Origin of the sequence: Streptosporangium sp. NBC_01639 (genome assembly GCF_045209755.1) — a bacterium.
Lineage (GTDB): Bacteria > Actinomycetota > Actinomycetes > Streptosporangiales > Streptosporangiaceae > Streptosporangium.
In genome coordinates this window covers 2,551,456-2,572,292 of record NZ_CP109272.1, presented here as the reverse complement: position 1 = coordinate 2,572,292, position 20,837 = coordinate 2,551,456, and the positions used below count along the sequence as shown (strand labels likewise).

Sequence of the window (20,837 nt, the reverse complement as noted above, 5' to 3'; positions counted from 1 at the left end):
GGAAAGGCTACTGCGATGTTCACGGGCCATTTACCGTACCCGAGCCTTGTCTATGCCTCCGCTGTACCTGGGCGCTACGGTCCAGACGATTCGGGTATGACCCCGCGTACGCCCGTCCGGCGGGTCAGCCGAGCGTCGCGGTGGCCAGCCTCGCCCCGAAGCCGATGAACAGCGCGCCCACCCCCGAGGTCAGCCCGGCCGACAGCTTGCGGCGTGCCCGGAACTGGCGGGCCAGGAACGTTCCGCCGAAGATCAGGGCGGAGAGGTAGACCGCGCTGAACAGCTGGCAGATCGCCCCCAGGATGAGGAACGGCACCGCGGGTGTGCCGTAGGCGGGATCCACGAACTGGATGAAGAACGAGATGAAGAACAGGATCGCCTTCGGGTTCATCAGGCTGATCGTCAGTGCCTTGCGGAACGGGTTCTCCGCGGCCGCCTTCTCCGCCGGGACGGCCTCCGAGATCTCCGTCGCCCGCCAGGAACGCCAGGCCCCCCGCAGCATCTGGAACCCGAGCCACGCCAGGTAGGCCGCTCCGGCGTACTTGACGACGTCGAACAGGATCGGTGTCGACCTCAGGAGCGAGGCGGCCCCCGCGGCGGCGAGCACCATCAGGACGGTGTCACCGAGGAAGACGCCCATCGCCCCGCGGTACCCCTCCCGCACTCCGCGCTGCGCGGCGGTGCTGAGCACGTAGAGGGAGTTCGGGCCGGGCAGCAGGATGATGAAGAAGGCACCGATGACGTAAGTCCAGATGTCGGTGACGCCGAAGAACATAGGGGTACTCCAGAGGCTTTACGGGATATGCACACCTTACTCTCCCAAAGGTCACCCTCTCAAAGATCACTCCCCTCGGGGCCGCTCGCCGTCCCGCCGTCGAAGGTGATTCGGTCCACCCGGCATATTTACCTTTAATTCCTATCGATTTAATCTGTAATCGCTTGGGGGCGTATCGCAGGACGATGGATGAGGTCGTGAGATGAGCGAGAAGGATTCCCCCGGCGGAACCGAAGGCCGGACGGCGATCAACGAGGACTGGGCGGCCACGATCGTCGGCCTCGTGCTGCTGGCGCTGGTGCTCACCGGTGTCATCCCCGTCGGGCTGGTGCCCTGATGAGCACCGAGGGCCACCGGGACGCCCCGGTCGAGACGCCCACCGGCCCCGGGGACGCGACGGTCCGCACACCCGCCGGTCCCGGAGACGCGACAGCGCACACATCTGGCGGTCCCGGAGAAGCGACAGTCCGCACACCCGCCGGTCCCACGGACGCCTCCGGCGGCGGGCCGGGATGGGCGCTGCTCGGTGTCCTCGTCGTCCTGCTGCTGGGCGCGGGCACCCGCTACCTGGACAAGAACGTGCCCGGTCTGCTTGAGGGCACCGCGCTGGAGGACATCGGCGCGGCCGTCGAGTATCCGGTGTACGCGATCATCCTGGGGCTGGCGGGTAACGCCCTCCTCACCGCGAGCGGGCTGCGTGACCGCCTCGCCGCGGGCTTCCGCACCGAGTTCTTCATCAAGACGGGCCTGGTCCTGCTGGGCGCCTCGATCAATCTCAAGGTGATCGTGACGGCGGCGGGCCCGGCGATCATCCAGGCGATCGTGCTGATCACCACGGTGTTCCTGTTCACCTGGTGGCTCGGCGGCCGGTTCGGCCTGGACGACAAACTCCGTGCGCTGCTGTCGGCCGCGGTGTCGATCTGCGGGGTGAGCGCGGCCATCGCGGCGGCGGGCGCCGTACAGGCCAGGCGCGAGCAACTCGCCTACAGCGCCAGCCTGGTGATCGCGTTCGCGCTGCCGTCCATCTTCATCCTGCCCTGGCTGGCCGGCGCGTTCGGGTTCAGCCCCGAGGTGGCCGGGGCGTGGATCGGCGGCAACATCGACACCACCGCCGCGGTGACCGCCGCCGGCGCCATCGTCGGGGACGACGCGCTGGCGGTGGCGAGCATCGTGAAGGTCACCCAGAACGCCCTGATCGGCATCGTGACCATCGCGCTGACCGCCTACTTCGCCTTCCGGATCGAGCGCCGCGCGGACGCGGCGCGCCCGGGGATCGGCGAATTCTGGCGCCGCTTCCCGAAGTTCGTGCTCGGCTTCGTCGCGGCCTCCGTGATCGCCACCTGGTGGCTGTCCACGGTGAGCGCCGCCGACGGCAAGGCGGTCATCGGAGTGGTCAACGACCTGCGGGTCTGGTTCCTGATCCTGGCCTTCGTCAGCATCGGCCTGGAGTTCCGGGTGGCCTCGCTCCGGGAGGCGGGCTGGCGCCCGGTCGGAGTCTTCGCCGCCGCGACCGTGGTCAACGTGGTCGTCGCCCTCGGACTGGCCCTCCTGCTGTTCAGCGGCTTCCACGTCACATGAGGCCCGGGGCCCGGCACGGCGTACCGTGCCGGGCCCGCGGTCGGATGCCCCATGAGGCCGGCGAGCACCGCCGAAAGGCGAAGGAGCGCCCGCCGAATTCTATTACTCTCGGTATCGAATCATGTTCAAAGAGTAAAGGCATAGGGGGATATCGCTCCATGGGTATGGCGGGCAGCATGAAGACGACCGTGGACATTCCCGATGGACTCCTGAGGGAGGCCCGTCAGGTGGCTCGGGCCGAGGGGACGACGTTGCGGTCGCTGGTCGAGGAAGGGCTGCGCTCCGTGCTCGCGCGACGGGCGCAGAGGGAGGGTTACCGGCTGCCCGACGCGACCGTGGGCGGCCATGGCCTGCAGCCGCAGGCCCAGGACGCGTCACGGGAGGACACCCGGTCGCCGGCCTACGGAGATCGCCTGTGATCGCCGCTGACAACGAACATCCTGGTCTACGCGCACCGGCGGGACGACGGGTTTCACAACGGAGCCGAAGCCGGTGATCACGCCGTCGGCGGCCATCGGGTTCGGACGGGCCGGTGGGTGGGGCCGTTCCTTGAGGCATGCGGTCGTCGCGTGAAGTGATTGGAACGTGCCTGGCTGGGTTGTTGAAACCTGGAGTTTTTGGGCCTTGTGAAGCACTTCTGTCAAGGCTACGATCGCGGCAACTCTTAGGAAACTTTCCTAAAAGAAATCTCCCCAAGAGGAGGAGCCGTGGCCCGATCTCCACCGGCCGATGAGATGTCATGCTGCGGAAACTCGACGGCGGCAGCCGTCCCCGCGTGAAGGTCCGACCGTCCGGACGCCTCATACCCCCCGAGTCCCCCATTCATGGGAGCGACCATGCGGCGCGCCTTTCCTTTGCTGATCCTGACAATCCCAGCAAGCCTTCGTGGTGAACCGCCCGCGTCCGGCAGAGCCGACGTGGAGCCCCCCGGACAGGAAGGCCGGGCCGCGCAGGTGATCGACGACGCCGCTGTCCGGTGCACAGGCCGTCCTCCTCCATGACCGCACCGGCCCACCGCGAACCTTCGACGGCCACGGGTCCACCAGCGGGACGATCGGCCGTCTGAGCCCGGAATGCCGCGAGACGACAGGCCATGAGAGAACTGGCGACGGCGGCACTCCCACCACCGCGCCGGCGAAGGGCCTACCCCACCCCGGTCCGTCCCCGCAGGTCCGGGGCCACCCCCCCGCACGCCGTACGGCTCGCTCCTCGCCTCCTCGTCCTCGCCGGGGAGCACCCCCCGAAAGGCGTGAGCCGTACGGTCACCCCCCACCGAATTCATGAGGTTAACGTGAAGTTTCGCGTCATCTCTCGATCACTTGTCGCCTTGGCGGCTCTCGTCCTGGCGATGGTCGCACTCCCTGCCCAGGCCGCTTCGGCCTCCGCCGTCTTCACCAAGGTCTCCGACTGGGGCAGTGGTTTCGAGGGCAAGTACACGATCACCAATGGCGGTACGACCACGGTCAACGGCTGGTCGGTGGCGTTCGATCTGCCGTCGGGTGCGTCGGTCGGTTCCTTCTGGGACGCTTCGCTGAGTCGGAGCGGGCAGCGTTTCACTTTCACCAATGTCGGGTGGAACGGCACGCTGGCTCCGGGTGCGTCGGCGAGTTTCGGTTTCAACGGCAGTCCGGGTGGTGTCACCCCGGCCAACTGCACGCTCAACGGCAGTCCCTGCGGGGGCGGCACCGGCAATCCCGGCGCCCCGGGCACCCCCGGCGCGGTGTCGGCGACGGGCGGTGCGAACAGTGTCGCGCTGTCCTGGGGCGCGTCGAGCGGCACGGTCACCGGTTACCGGGTCTACGAGGGCACGACCCTGAAGACCACTGTCACCGGGACCGGCGCCACGATCTCCGGTCTGGGCACCTGCGAGACCCACACCTACACGGTCAAGGCGTACAACTCCGTCGGTGAGTCGGCCGGCAGTTCGGGCAGCGCCACCACCACCGGCTGTCCCGTCAGCCCGTTGCCCAAGCACTTCCTCACCGGCTACTGGCACAACTTCGACAACCCCGCCGTCGAGCTCAAGCTGTCGGCGGTCCCCAACGAGTACGACCTGGTCGCGGTGGCCTTCGGCGAGTCCACCGCCACCCCCGGCGAGGTCGTCTTCAGCGTCGACCCCGGTCTGTCGTCCTCCCTCGGTGGCTACACCGACGCCCAGTTCAAGGCCGACGTGCAGACGCTCCACTCACGCGGCAAGAAGGTCATCCTCTCGGTCGGCGGCGAACTCGGTCGCGTGCAGGTGTCCGGCGCCGCCGCCGCGACGAAATTCGCCGACACCGTATACGCCCTGATGCAGAGCTACGGCTTCGACGGCGTGGACATCGACCTGGAGAACGGCCTCAACGCCACCTACATGGGCCAGGCGCTGCGGGCGCTGCGCGCCAAGGCAGGCACAGGGCTGATCATCACAATGGCTCCGCAGACCATCGACATGCAGTCCACCGGCGCGGAGTACTTCAAGCTCGCGCTGAACATCAAGGACATCCTCACCGTCGTCCACACCCAGTTCTACAACTCCGGTTCGATGCTCGGCTGCGACCAGATGGCCGCCTACGGGCAGGGCACGGTCAACTTCATGACCGCGCTGGCCTGCATCCAGCTGGAGAACGGCCTCCGCCCCGACCAGGTGTCGCTCGGTCTGCCGGCCGGACCCGGCGCGGCCGGCGGCGGAGTCGTCGCCCCCGGGCTGGTGAACCAGGCACTGACCTGCCTGGCCACCCGGACCGGCTGCGGCAGCTTCGTGCCGCCGCATGCCTACCCCGGGATCCGCGGCGCGATGACCTGGTCCGTCAACTGGGACGCCTCGAACAACTGGAACTTCTCCAAGACCGTCAAACCGCACCTCGCCACCCTGCCCTGACACCCCCCGAACAGAGGAAAACGATGAGATTTCGTCGAACAGCAGTCGCGGTCCTGGCCGCACTCGGCCTGATGGCGGTCGCGGCGCCCGCCCAGGCCGCGGCGTCTCCCACCGCCGTCTTCACCAAGGTCTCCGACTGGGGCAGTGGTTTCGAGGGCAAGTACACGATCACCAATGGCGGTACGACCACGGTCAACGGCTGGTCGGTGGCGTTCGATCTGCCGTCGGGTGCGTCGGTCGGTTCCTTCTGGGACGCTTCGCTGAGTCGGAGCGGGCAGCGTTTCACTTTCACCAATGTCGGGTGGAACGGCACGCTGGCTCCGGGTGCGTCGGCGAGTTTCGGTTTCAACGGCAGTCCGGGTGGTGTCACCCCGGCCAACTGCACGCTCAACGGCAGTCCCTGCGGCGGGGGGACCGGCAATCCCGGCGCCCCGGGCACCCCCGGCGCGGTGAGCGCCACCGCGACCAACTCCTCGATCAGCCTGTCCTGGGGCGCGTCGAGCGGCACGGTCACCGGTTACCGCGTCTACGAGGGCACGACCCTGAAGACCACCGTCACCGGGACCGGCGCCACGATCTCCGGTCTGGGCACCTGCCAGACGCACACCTACACGGTCAAGGCGTACAACTCCGCCGGTGAGTCGGCCGGCAGTTCGGGCAGCGCCACCACCACCGGGTGCACCAACCCCGACCCGGGCGGCAAGATGGCCGGTGCGCCATACCTCTATACCGGCTGGGGTAACCCGCCCAGCCCGGCCACGGTCATGAGCGCCACCGGAGTCAAGTCGTTCACCATGGCGTTCATCCTGTCCAGCGGCGGCTGCAACCCGGCGTGGGACGGGCAGCGCCCGCTCACCGGCGGTACCGACCAAGCGGCGATCAACCAGATCAAGGCCGCGGGCGGCAGCGTGCAGATCTCCTTCGGCGGCTGGCAGGGCAACAAGCTCGGTCCGAACTGCTCCACCCCGGCGGCCTTCGCCGGCGCCGTGCAGCAGGTCATCAACGCCGTCGGCCCGGCGGTGGTCGACTTCGACATCGAGAACACCGACGAGTTCGAGAACTACACCGTCCAGGACCGGATCCTCAACGGCCTGAAGATCGTCAAGGCGAACAACCCGAACGTCAAGGTCGTCGTCACCTTCGGCACCTCGACCACCGGCCCGACCGCCCCCGGCATCCGCCTGATCAACCAGGCCAAGGCGCTGGGCGTGCCGATCGACAACTACACGATCATGCCGTTCGACTTCGGCGGCGGCGCGAACATGTACCAGAGCACGGTCAACGCGGCCGAAGGCCTGAAGAACGCACTGAAGTCGGCCAACGGCTGGACCGACGCGCAGGCCTACGCCCGCTCGGGCATCTCCGGCATGAACGGCCTGTCCGACCAGCAGGAGCAGACCTCCCCGGCCCAGTGGACCCAGATCCGCGACTGGGCCAAGTCCAAGGGCCTGACCCGCTTCGCGTTCTGGTCCGTCAACCGCGACCGCCCCTGCCCAGGCGGCGGCGTCCAGGAGAGCTGCAGCGGCATCGCCCAGGCCGACTGGGAGTTCACCCGGATCACCGCGGGCTTCTAGCCGGTACGGCCCGCACCCCGCCCCCGTGGTGCGGGCCGTACCCACGGTGACACCCCTACTCAGCCGCACAGGGCAGGCCATGAACCTTCGATCGAACCTCAGGAAACTCGCGGCGACTGCGGGCCGTACCGGCCGCGTGGCGTCCACCCGAACCTGCGGGGCCTGATGGCCTGGTCGGTCAACCGGGACAGGTACGGCTCCTTCGCCTTCTCCCGCGGCCGCCGGGCCTGTCTCGACGGCCTGGGCTGAAACCCCTCGCCGCCGGGGGAGACGGACCCCCGGCGGCGAGGTCACCGTCCACCGGACCCGGCTGCCGGCGATGCGGCCGTGCCGTGCCCGCCGCGGTCATCGGTCCCACCCCGGACGAGGGGCGCGTACGGCCTGGCGGCCGGTCGCGGCGCGGCTGCGGTAGACGACGTAGGGGCGGAACAGGTAGCCCACCGGCGCGGAGAAGGCGTGCACCAGGCGGGTGAAGGGGAACAGCATGATCAGTAGCATGCCGACCAGCGTGTGCAGCTTGAAGGTCCACGGGGCGCGGACCATGGCCGCGCTGTCGGGTTGCAGGACGAAGATCCCACGGAACCACGGAGAGACCGTCTGACGGTAGTCGTGGGACTGGAACGCGGAGCTGAGCAGCGTGGTCATGAGCCCGGCGAGGAGCGCGGCGACCAGCACGACGTACATCAGCTTGTCGTTCTTCGTGGTGGCCATGAAGACCGGGCCGGTGGTGCGGCGGCGGTAGATCAGCAGGGCGATCCCGGCGAGTGTGCACACCCCCGCGACGCCTCCCACGATCAGTGCGATCGCGTGGTAGACCGTCTCGCTCATCCCGATCGCGTCCGTCCAGCTCTCCGGGATCACCAGCCCGAACAAATGGCCGAAGATCACGAACAGCAGTCCGAAGTGGAACAGCGGGCTGCCGATCCGCAGCAGCCGGCTCTCGTACAGCTCCGAGGATCGGGTGGTCCAGCCGAATCTGTCGTAGTGGTGCCGCCAGAGCAGCCCGCCGACCAGGATCACCAACGTCAGGTACGGCGTGACCACCCAGAGGGCGATCTCGGCCCAGCTCACCCGCGCCCCCTCACCGGCTCGCTCATCCGCGGCCGCCCCATGGATCCGCTCACCCGTAGACCCCCACGGACTCCGCCGGCGGCCCCTGGCCGGCCAGCCGGGCCACCGCCGCCCGCTCGGCCCCGCTGATCGGCGGGAGCGCGGCGCACACAGTGTCGATCACCGACCCGTACGGCGAGGCGCACTCGTGCAGCGCCAGCCGCAGCAGTTCCAGCCCGGCCCGGTTCTCCCGCAGGATCTCGGCCCCACCCGGGTCGAGCGCGGCGAATTCCAGGATCACCGGCAGGTAGTCGGGCAGTTCGTCCTCGCACAGCTCCCACCCGCCGGCCCGGTAGCGGGTCTTCAGCCCGGCCAGCGACTCGCCCCGCCGCCGGGTGTCCCCGTCGGTGTAGTAGGTCAGGTAGAGGCAGCACCGGCGCCTGAAGTCGAAGGTCTCCACGTACTGCGCGGCCAGCTCACCGCGGTCCGTCCGCGCGAGGTGGTCCAGGAACGGTCCGAAACGGGTGCCCGCCGCCGCGCGGACCAGCGGCAGCCGCGCCCAGAAGTCCCCCTCCGGGTAGCCGAGCAGGTGTGCGGCGGCCTGCCACACCACGCGGGCTGTCTCAGGGCCGTCGGGATGGTCGCTCATCGAATCTCCTTGAGTGTGGAGACCCCGGGCTTCAGCCATGGGGAGGAAGTCAACGGGTGCCCTTCCTGGGGAACATGCCCTTGGGGACGCCCTTCCCGTCCCAGTTGAGGAGGTTGACGCGATCATGGGTGACCTCCTCACTCGTCTGGCGCTGCTTGAGCGAGTGGAAGCTCTCGATCGACACCGGCACCGGCTGCCCGGAGGCCTCGCCGAACGGGCCCGTCATGCCGGGGCCGCCGTCGTAGTCGAGGCTGCAGCCGATCTCCTCGACCGCCCCGGGCTGGGTGGCGTAGGCCGTCGGGATCACATAGCGGTCCTCGTATCTGGCCAGTGCCAGCAGCCGGTACATGCCGTCGATGTCGTCGCCGGTCAGTCCGGCGCGCGCGCCGATCGACGGGTCGGGCTCCTCGCCGAGGTTGATCCTGCGCATGTGGGCGCGCATCGCGGCCAGCCGCCGCAGCGAGGCCGTCACCGGTGCCGGGTCCCCGGCGGTGAAGAGCTCGGCCAGATACTCCACCGGGATGCGCAGGGTCTCGATGGCGCCGAACAGGTTGCCGGCGTCCTCCCCGTCGTGCCCGCTCCCGGCCAGCGCGTCGACCACGGGCGACAGCGGCGGCACGTACCAGACCATCGGCATCGTCCGGTACTCCGGATGCAGCGGCAGCGCGATCCGGTATTTGACGATCAGGTCGTGGATCGGTGACCGGAGGGCCGCCGCCAGCCAGTCGTCGGGGATGCCCGACCGCCTCGCCGCCTCGGCCACCTCCGGATCGCCGGGGTCGAGGAACAGTGACAGCTGCGCCTCGTACAGGTCCTGGTCGCGGGGCACCGAGGCGGCCTCGGTGACCCGGTCGGCGTCGTAGAGGAGCACCCCGAGGTAGCGCAGCCGCCCCACGCACGTCTCCGAGCAGACCGTCGGCAGCCCGACCTCCACCCGGGGGTAGCAGAGCGTGCACTTCTCGGCCTTGCCGGTCCGATGGTTGAAGTAGACCTTCTTGTACGGGCATCCGGTGACGCACATCCGCCAGCCCCGGCACCGGTCCTGGTCCACCAGGACGATCCCGTCCTCCGACCGCTTGTACATCGCCCCGGAGGGGCATGCCGCGACGCACGCCGGATTGAGGCAGTGCTCGCAGATCCGGGGGAGGTAGAACATGAAGGCGTTCTCGAAGTCGAGCCGCACCCGGTCGCCGATCTTCTCCACCACCGGGTCGCGGGCGGCCAGTGCGGGGCCGCCGCCGAGGTCGTCGTCCCAGTTCGCGCCCCACCGCACGGCCATCGGCCGGTTGCTGATCAGTGAACGCGGCGGGGCCACCGGGACGTGCTCCGACAGCGGCGCCGAGGTGAGGTTCTCGTAGTCGTAGGTCCAGGGCTCGTAGTAGTCCTGGATGGACGGCATGATCGGGTTGGCGAAGATGCTCAGCAGCCTGCGCAGCCGCCCGCCGGATTTGAGCGTCAGCCGCCCCTTGCGGTCGAGCTCCCAGCCGCCCCGCCACTTCTCCTGGTCCTGGTAGCGGCGCGGGTATCCCAGCCCGGGCCGGGTCTCGACGTTGTTGAACCAGACGTACTCCACACCGCTCCGGTTGGTCCATGTCTGCTTGCAGGTCACGGAACAGGTGTGGCAGCCGATGCACTTGTCCAGGTTCATCACCATGGCGATCTGGGCCATGACTCTCACTGCTCGCTCATCTCCTCGTCTGCCGTGCGGGTGGCCCCGAGGCCCGGCCGACCGCCGCGCTCACCGCGCCGGTCCGTTCCTGTCACCGGTAACGCACCTCCTGGGAGCGGCGGCGGATGATCGTGATCTCGTCGCGCTGGTTGCCGGTGGGGCCGAGATAGTTGAAGGCGTACGAGAGCTGCCCGTACGCGCCGATCATGTGGGTCGGCTTGATCAGCACCCGGGTCAGCGAGTTGTGGATGCCGCCGCGGCGGCCCGTCCGCTCCGAGAGCGGCACGTCCACCACCCGGTCCTGCGCGTGGTAGACGTACACCGTCCCGGCGGGCATCCGGTGCGACACGATCGCCCTGGCCACGACCACCCCGTTGCGGTTGACCGCCTCGACCCAGTCGTTGTCGGCCACCCCGATCGCCGAGGCGTCCTCGACCGACATCCAGACGGTCGGGCCGCCCCGCGAGAGGGTCAGCATGATCAGGTTGTCCTGGTACTCGGAGTGGATCGACCACTTGGAGTGCGGGGTGAGGTAGCGGACCACGATGCCGCCCTGCACCGGCCCGTCCTCGCCGTACAGCGCCGCGATGTCCAGCGGCGGGCGGTAGACCGGCAGCGCCTCGCCGTACTCATGCATCCAGTCGTGGTCGAGGAAGAAGTGCATGCGCCCGGTGAGCGTGTGCCAGGGCTTGTCGTGTTCGACGTTGATGGTGAAGGGCGAGTAGCGGCGGTTGTGCGCCTCCTTGCCCGACCACTCCGGGCTGGAGGCCACATGGACCGGCCTGGCCTGGGTGTCGGAGAACACGATCCGATGGTCCTCGTGCGTCAGCCCCGACAGATCGGTTCCGGTGCGCTCGGACAGCTGGGCGAAGCCCTGTACGGCCAGCCGCCCGTTGCTGACGCCCGACAGTGCCAGGATCGCCTCGCACGCCCTCGCCCCGGTGTTCAGCAGCGGCCGTCCCCGGCCGATCCCCTCATGGGCCAGCCCGTTGCTCTGGCCGAGCCAGGCCACCTCCTCGTCGGGCCGGAACACCACTCCCTTGGCCGGCAGCCCGAGTTTCTCGGCGAGCGGGCCGAGAGAGGCCATCTTTGCGGCGATCGCCCCGTAGTCACGCTCCACCACGACCAGGTCGGGCACGACCGGTCCGTCCGGCGCCCGGCCGCCGGGCTGCGCGGTCTCTCCCGGCGTGTCGTGCTGGGGGGTCGAGACCACCACGTCCCGGCGCACCCCCAGGTGCTCGGCGGCCAGCTCCGAGAACCGGGCCGCGATGGCGTGGAAGGCGTCGAAGTCGGTCTTCGTCTCCCAGGGCGAGGTGATCGCCGGGTTGAAGGCGTGCACGAACGGGTGCATGTCGGTGGAGGACAGATCGTGCTTCTCGTACCAGGTCGCGGCGGGCAGCACGATGTCGGAGAACAGCGTCGTGGAGGTCATCCGGAAGTCCAGCGAGAGCAATAGGTCCAGCTTGCCGCGCGGGGCGGCCGGATCGGGCTCCGGCAGGTTGGAGTCCGCGCCCAGCAGGTGATGCAGGAAGTACTCGTTGCCCTTGGCCGAGGAGCCGAGCAGGTTGGAGCGCCACACCGTGAGCACCCGCGGCCAGTTGCGCGGATCGTCGGGGTCCTCGGCGGCGAACCGCAGCCGGCCCTCCCGCAGCTCCCGGCGGGTGAACTCCACCGGGTCCGCGGCCTCGCCCAGCTCCAGCGGGTTGCGGTCGAAGGCGGGCGCCATCGGCATCCAGCCGTTGCGCACCGCCTGCGCCACCAGATCGGCCGTGTGCAGCCCGTTGAACTTTCCCGGTCCCAGCGGGGAGCAGAGCTCTCCTGCGTCGAACCGGTCGTAGCGCCACTGGTCGGTGTGCAGGTACCAGTACGGCGTGCCCGGTGTCTGCCTCGGCGGCCGGGACCAGTCGAGCCCGCCCGCCAGCTGCGCCCAGCCGCTCAGCGGCCGGCACTTCTCCTGGCCGACGTAGTGCGCCCAGCCGCCGCCGTTGACGCCCTGGCAGCCGGTGAGCAGCAGCAGCGACAGGAAGGCCCGGTAGATCGTGTCGCCGTGGAACCACTGGGTGGTTCCCGCACCCAGCACGATCATGAAGCGGCCCTGCGTCTTGGCGGCCGTCTCCGCCATCTCCCGGGCGATCCGCACCGCCCTGTCCGCCGGGACCGAGGTGATCGCCTCCTGCCAGGCGGGGGTGTACGGCTCGGCCGGGTCGTCGTAGCCGCCCGGCCACGTCCCGGGCAGGCCGTCCCTGGCCACGCCGTACTGGGCGAGCATCAGGTCGAAGACCGTGGTCACCAGGTGCTCGCCCACCCGCCGCACCGGCACGCCCCGGCGCACGCTGCCCGCTCCGCCGTCGAAGCGCGGCAGGTCGACCGCGACCGCCTGACCGCCGTACAGGGTCAGCAGCGGGTCGGTGTCCTGCCGGAGGTTCCAGCGGCCCACACCGGAGTCGGTCCAGCGGAAGCCGAGCGAGCCGTTGGGCACCGACGGCTCGCCGTCGGCGCCCATCAGGACCGTCTTCCACTGAGCGCCCTCGCCGGTGTCGCCCAGATCAGCCGAGGTGAGGAACTTGTCCGGCACGTGGACGCCGTCGCGCTCGCGCAGCCGTACCAGGAAGGGGAGGTCGGTGAAGCGCTTGACGTAGCCGGTGAAGTACGGCACCTGCCGCTCGACGAAGAACTCCCTCAGCAGCACGTGGCCCATCGCCATGGCCAGCGCGCCGTCGGTGCCCGGCCGGATCGCGAGCCACTCGTCGGCGAACTTCGCCGCGTCGTTGTAGTCGGGCGAGACCACGACGACCTTCTGGCCCCGGTAACGGGCCTCGGCCATGTAGTGCGCGTCCGGGGTCCTGGTGACCGGGACGTTCGCGCCCCACAGGACCAGGTAGGCGGCGTCCCACCAGTCGGCGGACTCGGGCACGTCGGTCTGGTCGCCGAAGACCTGGGGGGAGGCGACGGGCAGGTCGGCGTACCAGTCGTAGAACGACAGCATGGTCCCGCCGATCAGCGAGACGAACCGCGAGCCGACCGCGTGGGAGACCATCGACATGGCGGGAATCGGGGAGAAACCGGCCACCCGGTCGGGGCCGTAGGCCTTGATCGTGTGCACGTGCGCGGCGGCGATCATCTCGACCGCCTCGGGCCAGCCGATCCTGACCAGCCCGCCCCTGCCGCGGGCGCCCTGGTACTCCCGCCGTCTGACGGGATCGGTGGTGATCTCCGCCCAGGCGGCGACCGGGTCGAGGCCGCCGCGCCGGGCCGCGCGGTACATCTCCACCAGCACCCCGCGCGCGTAGGGATAGCGGATCCGGGTGGGGGAGTAGGTGTACCAGGAGAAGGCGGCCCCCCGGGGACAGCCGCGCGGTTCGTACTCGGGACGGTCCGGGCCCACGCTCGGGTAGTCGGTCTGCTGGGTCTCCCAGGTGATGATCCCGTCCTTGACGTAGACCTTCCAGGAGCACGAGCCGGTGCAGTTCACCCCGTGTGTCGAGCGGACCACCTTGTCGTGGCTCCAGCGGTCCCGATAGAAGGAGTCGCCCTCCCGGCCCCCGGTCAGGTACAGCGTGCGCGGATCGTCGTTCGCCGGTGCCCGCCTGAAGAACCGGCCCGTCTTGAGGAGTAGATTCTCGACATCGGACGCCATGTGTTCAGTTCATCACATTAAGTTAATATTTAAGGCTCTGGATGGCATATATGTCGGATGAACTCCGTAAAGGACAGACGGCCAACCTGGTTCTCGCCACAACCGCCTTCGCGATCACCTTCTGGGCGTGGAACCTGATCGGTCCGCTCGCGGGCAGCTACAGCAGGCAGCTCGGCCTGTCACCGACCCAGACGTCCATGCTGGTCGCGATCCCGGTGCTGGTCGGCTCCCTCGGCCGCATCCCGGTCGGCGTGCTCGCCGACCGGTTCGGCGGGCGGCTGATGTTCGCGGTCATCTGCTTCACCACGATCGTGCCCGTCCTTTTCGTGGGCTGGGTGGAGCCCTACGGATGGCTGCTGCTGTGGGGCTTCCTGCTCGGCGTCGGAGGCACCTCGTTCGCGGTGGGCATCCCCTTCGTCAACGCCTGGTACGACCCCGCCCGCCGCGGCTTCGCCACCGGCGTCTTCGGCGCCGGCATGGGAGGCACGGCGCTGTCGGCGTTCCTCACCCCCCGCCTGGTCGAATCCGTCGGCCGGACGCAGACCCACGTGCTGATAGCCGCGCTCCTGGCGGTGATGGGCATCGTCATGCTGCTGTTCAGCCGCGACTCGCCCGCCTGGAGACCGTCCACCGGTCCGGCGCTGCCCCGCATGGGCGAGGCCACGAGGATCAGGGCCACCTGGCAGTGCGCGTTCCTCTACGCCGTCGCCTTCGGCGGGTTCGTCGCGTTCTCCACCTACCTGCCCACCCTGCTGCAGAACGTCTACGGCTTCACGCAGACCGGCGCCGGGCTGCGGACCGCGGGCTTCTCGCTCGCCGCGGTCGCCGCCCGCCCGCTGGGCGGGGTGCTCTCCGACCGGACCGGCCCGATCAGGGTGCTGCTGGTCTCGTTCGCAGGGACCGCGATCATGGCGATGGCGCTGGCCTTCACACCGCCGCCGGAGATCCCCGCCGGAATCTGCTCCGTGTTGATGGCCGTCTTCCTCGGCCTCGGCACCGGCGGTGTGTTCGCCCTGGTCGCCAGGCTCGTCGAGCCGTCCAGAGTGGGCACCGTGACCGGCCTGGTGGGTGCGGCCGGTGGGCTGGGCGGTTACTTCCCGCCATTGGTCATGGGCGTCGTCTACGCCACCACCGGGGCCTACGTGATCGGCTACGTCCTGCTCGCCGCGACGGCGCTGGCCGCGCTGCTCTACACCCGCGGGGCGTTCACCTCCGCTTCGCCGACCGGCGGCGGAGCAGCACTCCGATGACCACGCCGACCAGTGCCACAGCCAGCAGGGCGATCCAGAGCGGCGAGGTCACGGTGAACGTCAGCCACTGGATCCGGACGGGGACGCGGTTCTGCGCGATGAAGATCGCGCCGAGCACGGCCAGCACCAGGGCGACCCACACCCGTGGCGGCAGCGCGGCGAGCCGCCTGCCGAACCCCCCGGGCTCGCCCACCGGTGTTCTCGCCACGAGCACCCCCATTGCTGCAAAATGCGACCGACCACCTACTCTAAGCTACAAAAGCTGAGAGGCTGGTCTCGTTTTGGCGGCCAGGTAGGTGGTCGGTCACGCGTTCCGGCAGTCTGGTAACCGTCATGGACTACGCAATTCTCACGGGGCTCGTCCTCGTCTCAGGTGTCGTGCTCGCCGTCCTCGCGCAGTGGAAGGGCTGGCGGCCGTCGCTTCTCGCCATCCTCGCGGTCGGAATCGGTTTCCGGGTGCTCATCATGGCGACCTCGGCGATCGACACCTGGCAGCCGGTCGACTTCGTCAACAGCTTCAAGCCCGCCGGCGAGGCGATCCTGAACCACCGGGACCCCGTGCTCGGCAGCAACGGCGGCTGGCACTTCCTGCCGACCATCCCCTACGTGTACGGCCTGCTGCTCTGGCTGGGCATCCCGTGGGAGATCGGCGGCCGGCTGGTCACCGTGGTGGCCGACATCGCGCTGATCCCGCTGGTCGGCAAGCTCGCCGGCGGCCCCAGAGCCTCGCTGCGCGCCTTCCAGTACGCCTGCAACCCGCTGGCCATCCTCGTCGCCTCCGTGCACGGCCAGGTCGAGCCGGTCGCGCTGGTCTTCGGCGTCGCGGCGTTCGTGGTCGCCCGCGGCCCCGGAGCCGCCGACCGGCCGGGCCTCGTCAACGACCCGATCACGCTGGCGCGGCAGAGCGTCTCGGCCCTCGGCTTCGGCGGCGCCGTACGGCACGCCCTGTCGGCGGCGCCGGATGCGGTGCGCCGGGCGCTCGCCCCGCACCCCGGCGAGAAGCCGGACCTGCGCCGGGCGCTCCTCGCCGGCCTGCTGATGGGGCTTGCCCTGTGCGCCAAGAGCTGGCCGATCTGGCTGATCCCCGGCATGCTCCTGCTGCTGCCGACCGTCCGCGCCCGGGTCGTCGCCTTCGTCGCCACCGGCGTCGCCCCGGTCTTCTTCCTCGCCACCCTGCCGATCTTCGCCGGCACCTCGCTGAGCCAGCTTCCCGAGGTCATCCGGGTGATCCAGGACATCCGCCCGATCGTCGGCGAATGGGGCTACAGCGCGATCCTGGTCGGCGGCGACTGGACGCTCGACGCCGGAATAGCCACCTTCGGCACCCGGCTGATCTACGTCACGATGGTCGTGGTGGCCATCCTGTGGCGCCGCGCCGACCCGGTGGACGTCACCACGGCGCTGCTGCTCGCCTTCATGGTCGTCACCCCCCGTCTCGGCGCGCAGTACCTGCTGTGGTTCATGCCGTTCCTGGTCGCCCGGCCCACCCGGTTCGCCTGGCCCGCCATCATCGGCGTCTCCCTCTGGGCCGGATACGGCTACCTCTACATGACCCAGTTCGACAGCAAAACCTGGTGGGAGCTGCACTCCGTCTGGGCCCAGTGCTCCGTCGTGCTCCTGCCGATCCTCGCCCTGGCCATGCCCTGGGGCCGTCGCGTCTCCAAGGCTCCCGCCGAACCGCTGGAGCCGCTCTCTCCGGGCCCCGTCCCCGCGCCCGCCTGACCTCCTCTCCGTGACGGACGCCGGGGCGCTTCCCCGACGACCGTCGGGACTTCCACGAGGGAGGTCGGGCGGCCACCGGAGGGACCGGGCAGCAGCACGCTCGCTAGGTTGGGAAATGTGACGAACAACGTGGAAATTCTGCGCTACACCGCTTTCGCTCACGATCCCAAGGGCGGCAACCCCGCCGGCGTCGTCCTCGACGCCTCGGGCCTCTCCGGCGCCGAGATGCGCGCCATCGCCGCCGAGGTCGGCTACTCCGAGACCGCGTTCATCACCGCCCGCGATGACGAGAGCCGCATCTTCCAGGTCCGCTATTTCGCCCCTTCGGCCGAGGTGGCGTTCTGCGGACACGCCACGATCGCCACCGCGGTGGCCCTGGCCGAGCGGATCGGAGTCGGGCGGGTGGTGTTCGACACCGAAGCGGGTGAGATCGCCGTGGACACCTTCGTCGACGGGGACACGCTGCGGGCCACGCTCACCAGCGTGCCCACGCGTTCCAGGCCGGTGGACGAGCCGGTGCTGGACGAGACGCTCGCCGCGCTCGGCTGGTCCCGCGACGACCTGGACAGGGCGTTCCCGCCGCACGTCGCTTTCGGCGGGAACGAGCACCTCATGCTTGCCGCGGCCTCCCGAGAACGGCTCACCGACCTTGACTACGACTTCGACGGCCTGCGCTCGATCATGGCACGCGAGGGCTGGACGACGGTGAACCTGTTCTGGCAGGAGAGCGATCGGCGCTTCCACTCCCGCAACCCGTTCCCGGTCGGCGGCATCGTCGAGGACCCGGCGACCGGTGCCGCGGCCGCCGCCTTCGGCGGTTACCTCCGGACGCTGGGGACCGGCTCGGACGAGTTCACGATCATCCAGGGCGTCGACATGGGACAGCCCAGCGAACTCAAGGTCTCGATCGCCGAGGCCGATGGGCGTACCAGGGTGAGCGGCGGGGCCGTCGTCATATAGGCCTCGGGCCCGAGCGCAGGTGGCACGGCCGGTCCGCGGCATGGGTTAATCAGGTCATGGACGCATACCTCAAACGGATCGGCGCCGACCGCCCCCTCACCCCCGACGCGGAGTCGCTCCGTGAACTGCAGCTGCGCCATCTGCTGACGGTCCCGTTCGAGAACCTGAGCATCCACCTCGGCGAACCCGTCGTGCTCGACGACCAGGCGCTCGTCGAGAAGATCGTCGGCAGGCGGCGGGGCGGCTTCTGCTACGAGGTCAACGGCGCCTTCGCCGCGCTGCTCCGCTCGCTGGGATACCAGGTGACCATGCTCTCCGCCCGGCCCTCCAGCGGCGGCTCCGTGGGGGTTCCCTTCGATCACCTCGCCCTCCGGGTGGACGCCCCCGAGCCGTGGCTCGTCGACGTCGGGTTCGGAACGTTCAGCCACTTCCCACTCCGCCTCGACCTGCGCACCGACCAACCCGACCCGGGCGGGGTCTTCCGCGTCGTCGAGACCGCCGACGGCGACCTCGACGTGCTCAAGGACGGTGTGCTCGAATACCGTCTCGAACAGCGGCCCCGCGTCCTGGCCGACTACGTGCCGACCTGCTGGTGGCACCAGACCTCACCGTTGTCGCACTTCACCCGGTCCCTCGTCTGCTCGCTCCTCACCGAGACGGGGCGCGTGACCCTGAGTGACAGGCTGCTCGTCCACACCTCGGCGGGCGAGCGGAGGGAAGAGCGTCTGAGCACCGACGCCGAGACGTTCGCCGCCTACCGTGATCTCTTCGGCATCGAGCTGACCCGGCTGCCCACGGTCTCCGTCCGGACGGAGGGATGAGGCGGCGAAGGACCACGGGCATCGGGGATGCCTGTCCGGTACATCCGCCGGTCGGGGACGCCCGGATGCACGCCTCACCCTGTCACGTCGTTGCACGCCCGCCGGGCGGCCGGGAACCCCGTACGCCTACGGCCGGTTCACGAGCCGCCTCATGGACACCCCGGTCAGTCGCCTGACCTCGTTGGCCATGTGCGCCTGGTCGGCATAGCCGCTGGCCACCGCGACCTCGGCCAGTGCTCTTCCTCGCCGGGCCAGCCGCAACGCCCGCTGGAGGCGGATCACCCGCTGAAGCGTCTTGGGCCCGTACCCGAAGGCCCGCAGCGATCTCCGGTGGAGCTGCCGCTCACTGAGCCCGAGCTCCCAGGCGACCTCTCCGACGCTCCTACCGGCCCGCAACGCCGCCGCGATCGCCGGCGCGGCCGGGTCGGGGCCGGGCGTCGTGCGGAGCCGTACGGCCAGGGCCTGCTGCATGGTCTCCGCCGTCGGCTCCGGCAGGTCTGCCAGCTTCGTCAGCTCCGTCGGTACGCCCAGCTCGGTCAGCGGCACCCGCAGGTCACGCAGGGCGTCAATCGGTACGCCGAGCGCGTCGCCCACCGCGCCCGGCCGGAACCGGATCCCCAGATAGCGGTCACCGGGAGCCATCTCGACGGCCTTCGGCCCGGTGTCCGGCCCGGCGACCTGCGGACCCTCCGGAGCCCAGATCAGATCGGCCGAGCCGTCGGGGACCACCAGCTTCGTCACCGACGAGGTCGCGGTCACCGTCCAGAGACAGATCACCCGTCCGGCGATCGCCGGATCCGGGGCCCACTCGCGGTACATGCCCCCAGGTTACGGTCGGCGCCGGTGCGGCCGTGGCACGGCCGCCGACCTGGTCCGGATCGGGTCGGGACCTGAAGATCCCGGGCCGCCGTGCCGTAGGAGCCGCGGGCCCGTGATCCGGCAGTGCCGGCGGAGACCCAGCCGTCATGCACGGCCGTCTTCCGGCGAGGTGAAGGAAGCCGTCCCGGCCAGAGCCGGGACGGTCATGGCCGCTTCCTCCGAGGGGCCGCCTTCGGCGACTCAGGCGCACCGGTGAGAGAGCCGTCGGAAGGACCGGAGGGGGGCACTCCCGAGATGAGAGCCGCAGCCCATCCACCGTTGGGATCACTGTCGATCAGCAGCGCGCGGACCAGCAGGCTGAGGGGGATGGCGAGCAGCGCGCCCAGCGGGCCGAGCACGAACGCCCACATGAGGAGTGACAGCAACGTCATGGTCGTGGACAGTCCCACGGCGTCACCGAGGAACTTCGGCTGGATCAGCGACTGGATCACGAAGTTGATCAGCAGGTAGGAGACGATCACAAAGAGCATGGTCTTGGGACCGCCCGCCAGCAGGCCGAGCAGAGCGGGAGGGACCAGCCCGATGACGAAGCCCAGGTTGGGGATGTAGTTGGTGATCAGCGCCAGCACACCCCAGAGCAGCGGGAGCGGCACGTCGAGCAGGAAGAGGGCGACCATGTCCAGGACGGCGCAGATGAGTCCGAACACGGTCGAGACGACGAGGTAGCGCCGGGTTCTGTGGGCGAACTCGTTGAGCGCCCGGACGAGTTCGGGCCGGTGCGCGGCCCCCAGGGCGAGGATCCGTGAGAAGGACTGCGCGTCCAGGCACATGGCCAGCAACAGGATCACGATGAGAACCAGGCTGGAGAAAACGCCGAGCAACCCGCTCGCGAACCCCTGGACGAACGTGAAGATCTTTCCCAGATCGAACGACTTGATCGCCTGGTTCACCTGATCGGTGCCGAGGCCGAGCTTCGCCGCCAGGTTCTGTGCCTCGGTGAGGAGCCGGTTGAACTGCGGACCGTAGGTCGAGGCGAGCTTGGCCGTCTGCGCGACCGCGATGGTCAGGATCGCCACAATGCCGAACAGCATGAGCAGCACGAGAGCCAGCGGTGCCGCGACCAGGGTCCATCCGGGCGCGTTCCGTTTGTCGAGCCACGTCCGTAGGGGGGAGACCGCCAGCACGAGCACCAGAGCCAGCAGCACCGGTCCGGCGATCGACCCGACGGCCATGAGACCGGACAGCGTGACCACGGCGCCGGCGGTGCAGAGCAGCACGATGAGGGCCCGAGGTACCAGCCTTTGCTCCGTCATGCGGGATCCCTACCCACCCGGAGAGGAACACGTCTTCTCGGCGCTGCCATCGATTTGACGGAAGGTGGCGGCGTACATAGAGTTCACAGGCCCGAGGGGGTGGCGGAGATCGCTAAGACCTCGGAAACCCCTTCTGATCATTTCCCCTGACTGGGACACG

17 protein-coding genes are annotated in these 20,837 nt (G+C 69.5%); 9 read left to right on the top strand and 8 right to left on the bottom strand.

Translation table 11 applies throughout. The annotated features are described in order from the left end of the window. Window positions 1–124: 124 nt before the first annotated feature. Window positions 125–775, bottom strand: coding sequence for a leucine efflux protein LeuE (gene leuE / locus OHA77_RS11515; RefSeq protein WP_406317975.1), 651 nt, complete (start codon window positions 773–775; stop codon window positions 125–127). Window positions 776–977: 202 nt separating this feature from the next. Here leuE and OHA77_RS11510 point away from each other — a divergent pair, with 202 nt between their 5' ends. The 5 genes from OHA77_RS11510 to OHA77_RS11490 all read left to right on the top strand — a co-directional run bounded on the left by OHA77_RS11510 (window position 978) and on the right by OHA77_RS11490 (window position 6,787). Next, window positions 978–1,112, top strand: coding sequence for a hypothetical protein (locus tag OHA77_RS11510; protein WP_406317974.1), 135 nt, complete (start codon window positions 978–980; stop codon window positions 1,110–1,112). After that, window positions 1,112–2,353 (top strand): YeiH family protein, encoded by a 1,242-nt coding sequence (locus OHA77_RS11505; protein WP_406317972.1) that lies wholly within the window; start codon window positions 1,112–1,114, stop codon window positions 2,351–2,353. Before OHA77_RS11510 ends, OHA77_RS11505 begins: the two co-directional genes overlap by 1 nt. Window positions 2,354–2,529: 176 nt before the next feature. Further along, window positions 2,530–2,772 (top strand): type II toxin-antitoxin system VapB family antitoxin, encoded by a 243-nt coding sequence (locus OHA77_RS11500; protein WP_406317971.1) that lies wholly within the window; start codon window positions 2,530–2,532, stop codon window positions 2,770–2,772. A gap of 929 nt (window positions 2,773–3,701) precedes the next feature. Beyond that, the gene (locus tag OHA77_RS11495) at window positions 3,702–5,213 is read left to right on the top strand and encodes a chitinase (protein ID WP_406317969.1); all 1,512 of its coding nucleotides are present in this window, start codon (window positions 3,702–3,704) and stop codon (window positions 5,211–5,213) included. Between the two features lie 23 nt (window positions 5,214–5,236). Further along, on the top strand, window positions 5,237–6,787 hold the full coding sequence (locus OHA77_RS11490; protein ID WP_406317967.1) for a cellulose binding domain-containing protein: 1,551 nt from the start codon (window positions 5,237–5,239) through the stop codon (window positions 6,785–6,787). 345 nt (window positions 6,788–7,132) lie between these two features. Here the strand turns inward: OHA77_RS11490 and narI are convergent, their stop codons facing one another. From narI to OHA77_RS11470, 4 genes are all read right to left on the bottom strand, one after another. Next, window positions 7,133–7,858, bottom strand: a complete 726-nt coding sequence (gene narI, locus OHA77_RS11485) for a respiratory nitrate reductase subunit gamma (protein WP_406317965.1) — start codon at window positions 7,856–7,858, stop codon at window positions 7,133–7,135. Between the two features lie 49 nt (window positions 7,859–7,907). After that, entirely contained in the window at window positions 7,908–8,486 is a 579-nt protein-coding gene (narJ, locus tag OHA77_RS11480) for a nitrate reductase molybdenum cofactor assembly chaperone (protein ID WP_406317964.1), read from the bottom strand. A 49-nt stretch (window positions 8,487–8,535) separates the two neighbouring features. Further along, the gene (gene narH, locus OHA77_RS11475; protein WP_406319813.1) at window positions 8,536–10,155 is read right to left on the bottom strand and encodes a nitrate reductase subunit beta; all 1,620 of its coding nucleotides are present in this window, start codon (window positions 10,153–10,155) and stop codon (window positions 8,536–8,538) included. A 91-nt stretch (window positions 10,156–10,246) separates the two neighbouring features. Further along, window positions 10,247–13,792 carry a nitrate reductase subunit alpha gene (locus tag OHA77_RS11470; RefSeq protein WP_406317962.1) on the bottom strand — a complete coding sequence of 1,182 codons (3,546 nt, stop codon included), beginning with the start codon at window positions 13,790–13,792 and terminating at the stop codon, window positions 10,247–10,249. A gap of 50 nt (window positions 13,793–13,842) precedes the next feature. Between OHA77_RS11470 and OHA77_RS11465 the strand changes: the two genes are divergently transcribed. Beyond that, the gene (locus OHA77_RS11465) at window positions 13,843–15,042 is read left to right on the top strand and encodes a nitrate/nitrite transporter (protein ID WP_406317961.1); all 1,200 of its coding nucleotides are present in this window, start codon (window positions 13,843–13,845) and stop codon (window positions 15,040–15,042) included. Here the strand turns inward: OHA77_RS11465 and OHA77_RS11460 are convergent. Further along, a complete protein-coding gene (locus tag OHA77_RS11460; RefSeq protein WP_326820647.1) occupies window positions 14,999–15,250 on the bottom strand; it encodes a LapA family protein in 252 nt (83 codons plus the stop codon). The genes OHA77_RS11465 and OHA77_RS11460 overlap by 44 nt on opposite strands. A gap of 125 nt (window positions 15,251–15,375) precedes the next feature. On the opposite strand from OHA77_RS11460, the gene OHA77_RS11455 reads away from it, so the two are divergent. From OHA77_RS11455 to OHA77_RS11445, 3 genes are all read left to right on the top strand, one after another. Then, window positions 15,376–16,764, top strand: coding sequence for a hypothetical protein (locus OHA77_RS11455; RefSeq protein ID WP_406317959.1), 1,389 nt, complete (start codon window positions 15,376–15,378; stop codon window positions 16,762–16,764). Between the two features lie 117 nt (window positions 16,765–16,881). Continuing rightward, complete coding sequence (locus tag OHA77_RS11450) at window positions 16,882–17,724, top strand: PhzF family phenazine biosynthesis protein (RefSeq protein ID WP_406317958.1); 843 nt, start codon at window positions 16,882–16,884, stop codon at window positions 17,722–17,724. 56 nt (window positions 17,725–17,780) lie between these two features. Next, window positions 17,781–18,545, top strand: coding sequence for an arylamine N-acetyltransferase (locus tag OHA77_RS11445; RefSeq protein ID WP_326820650.1), 765 nt, complete (start codon window positions 17,781–17,783; stop codon window positions 18,543–18,545). Between the two features lie 126 nt (window positions 18,546–18,671). Here the strand turns inward: OHA77_RS11445 and OHA77_RS11440 are convergent, their stop codons facing one another. Both OHA77_RS11440 and OHA77_RS11435 read right to left on the bottom strand, forming a co-directional pair. Further along, a complete protein-coding gene (locus OHA77_RS11440; protein WP_406317956.1) occupies window positions 18,672–19,364 on the bottom strand; it encodes a helix-turn-helix domain-containing protein in 693 nt (230 codons plus the stop codon). 203 nt (window positions 19,365–19,567) lie between these two features. Continuing rightward, window positions 19,568–20,677, bottom strand: coding sequence for an AI-2E family transporter (locus tag OHA77_RS11435; protein WP_406317955.1), 1,110 nt, complete (start codon window positions 20,675–20,677; stop codon window positions 19,568–19,570). Window positions 20,678–20,837: the final 160 nt, after the last annotated feature.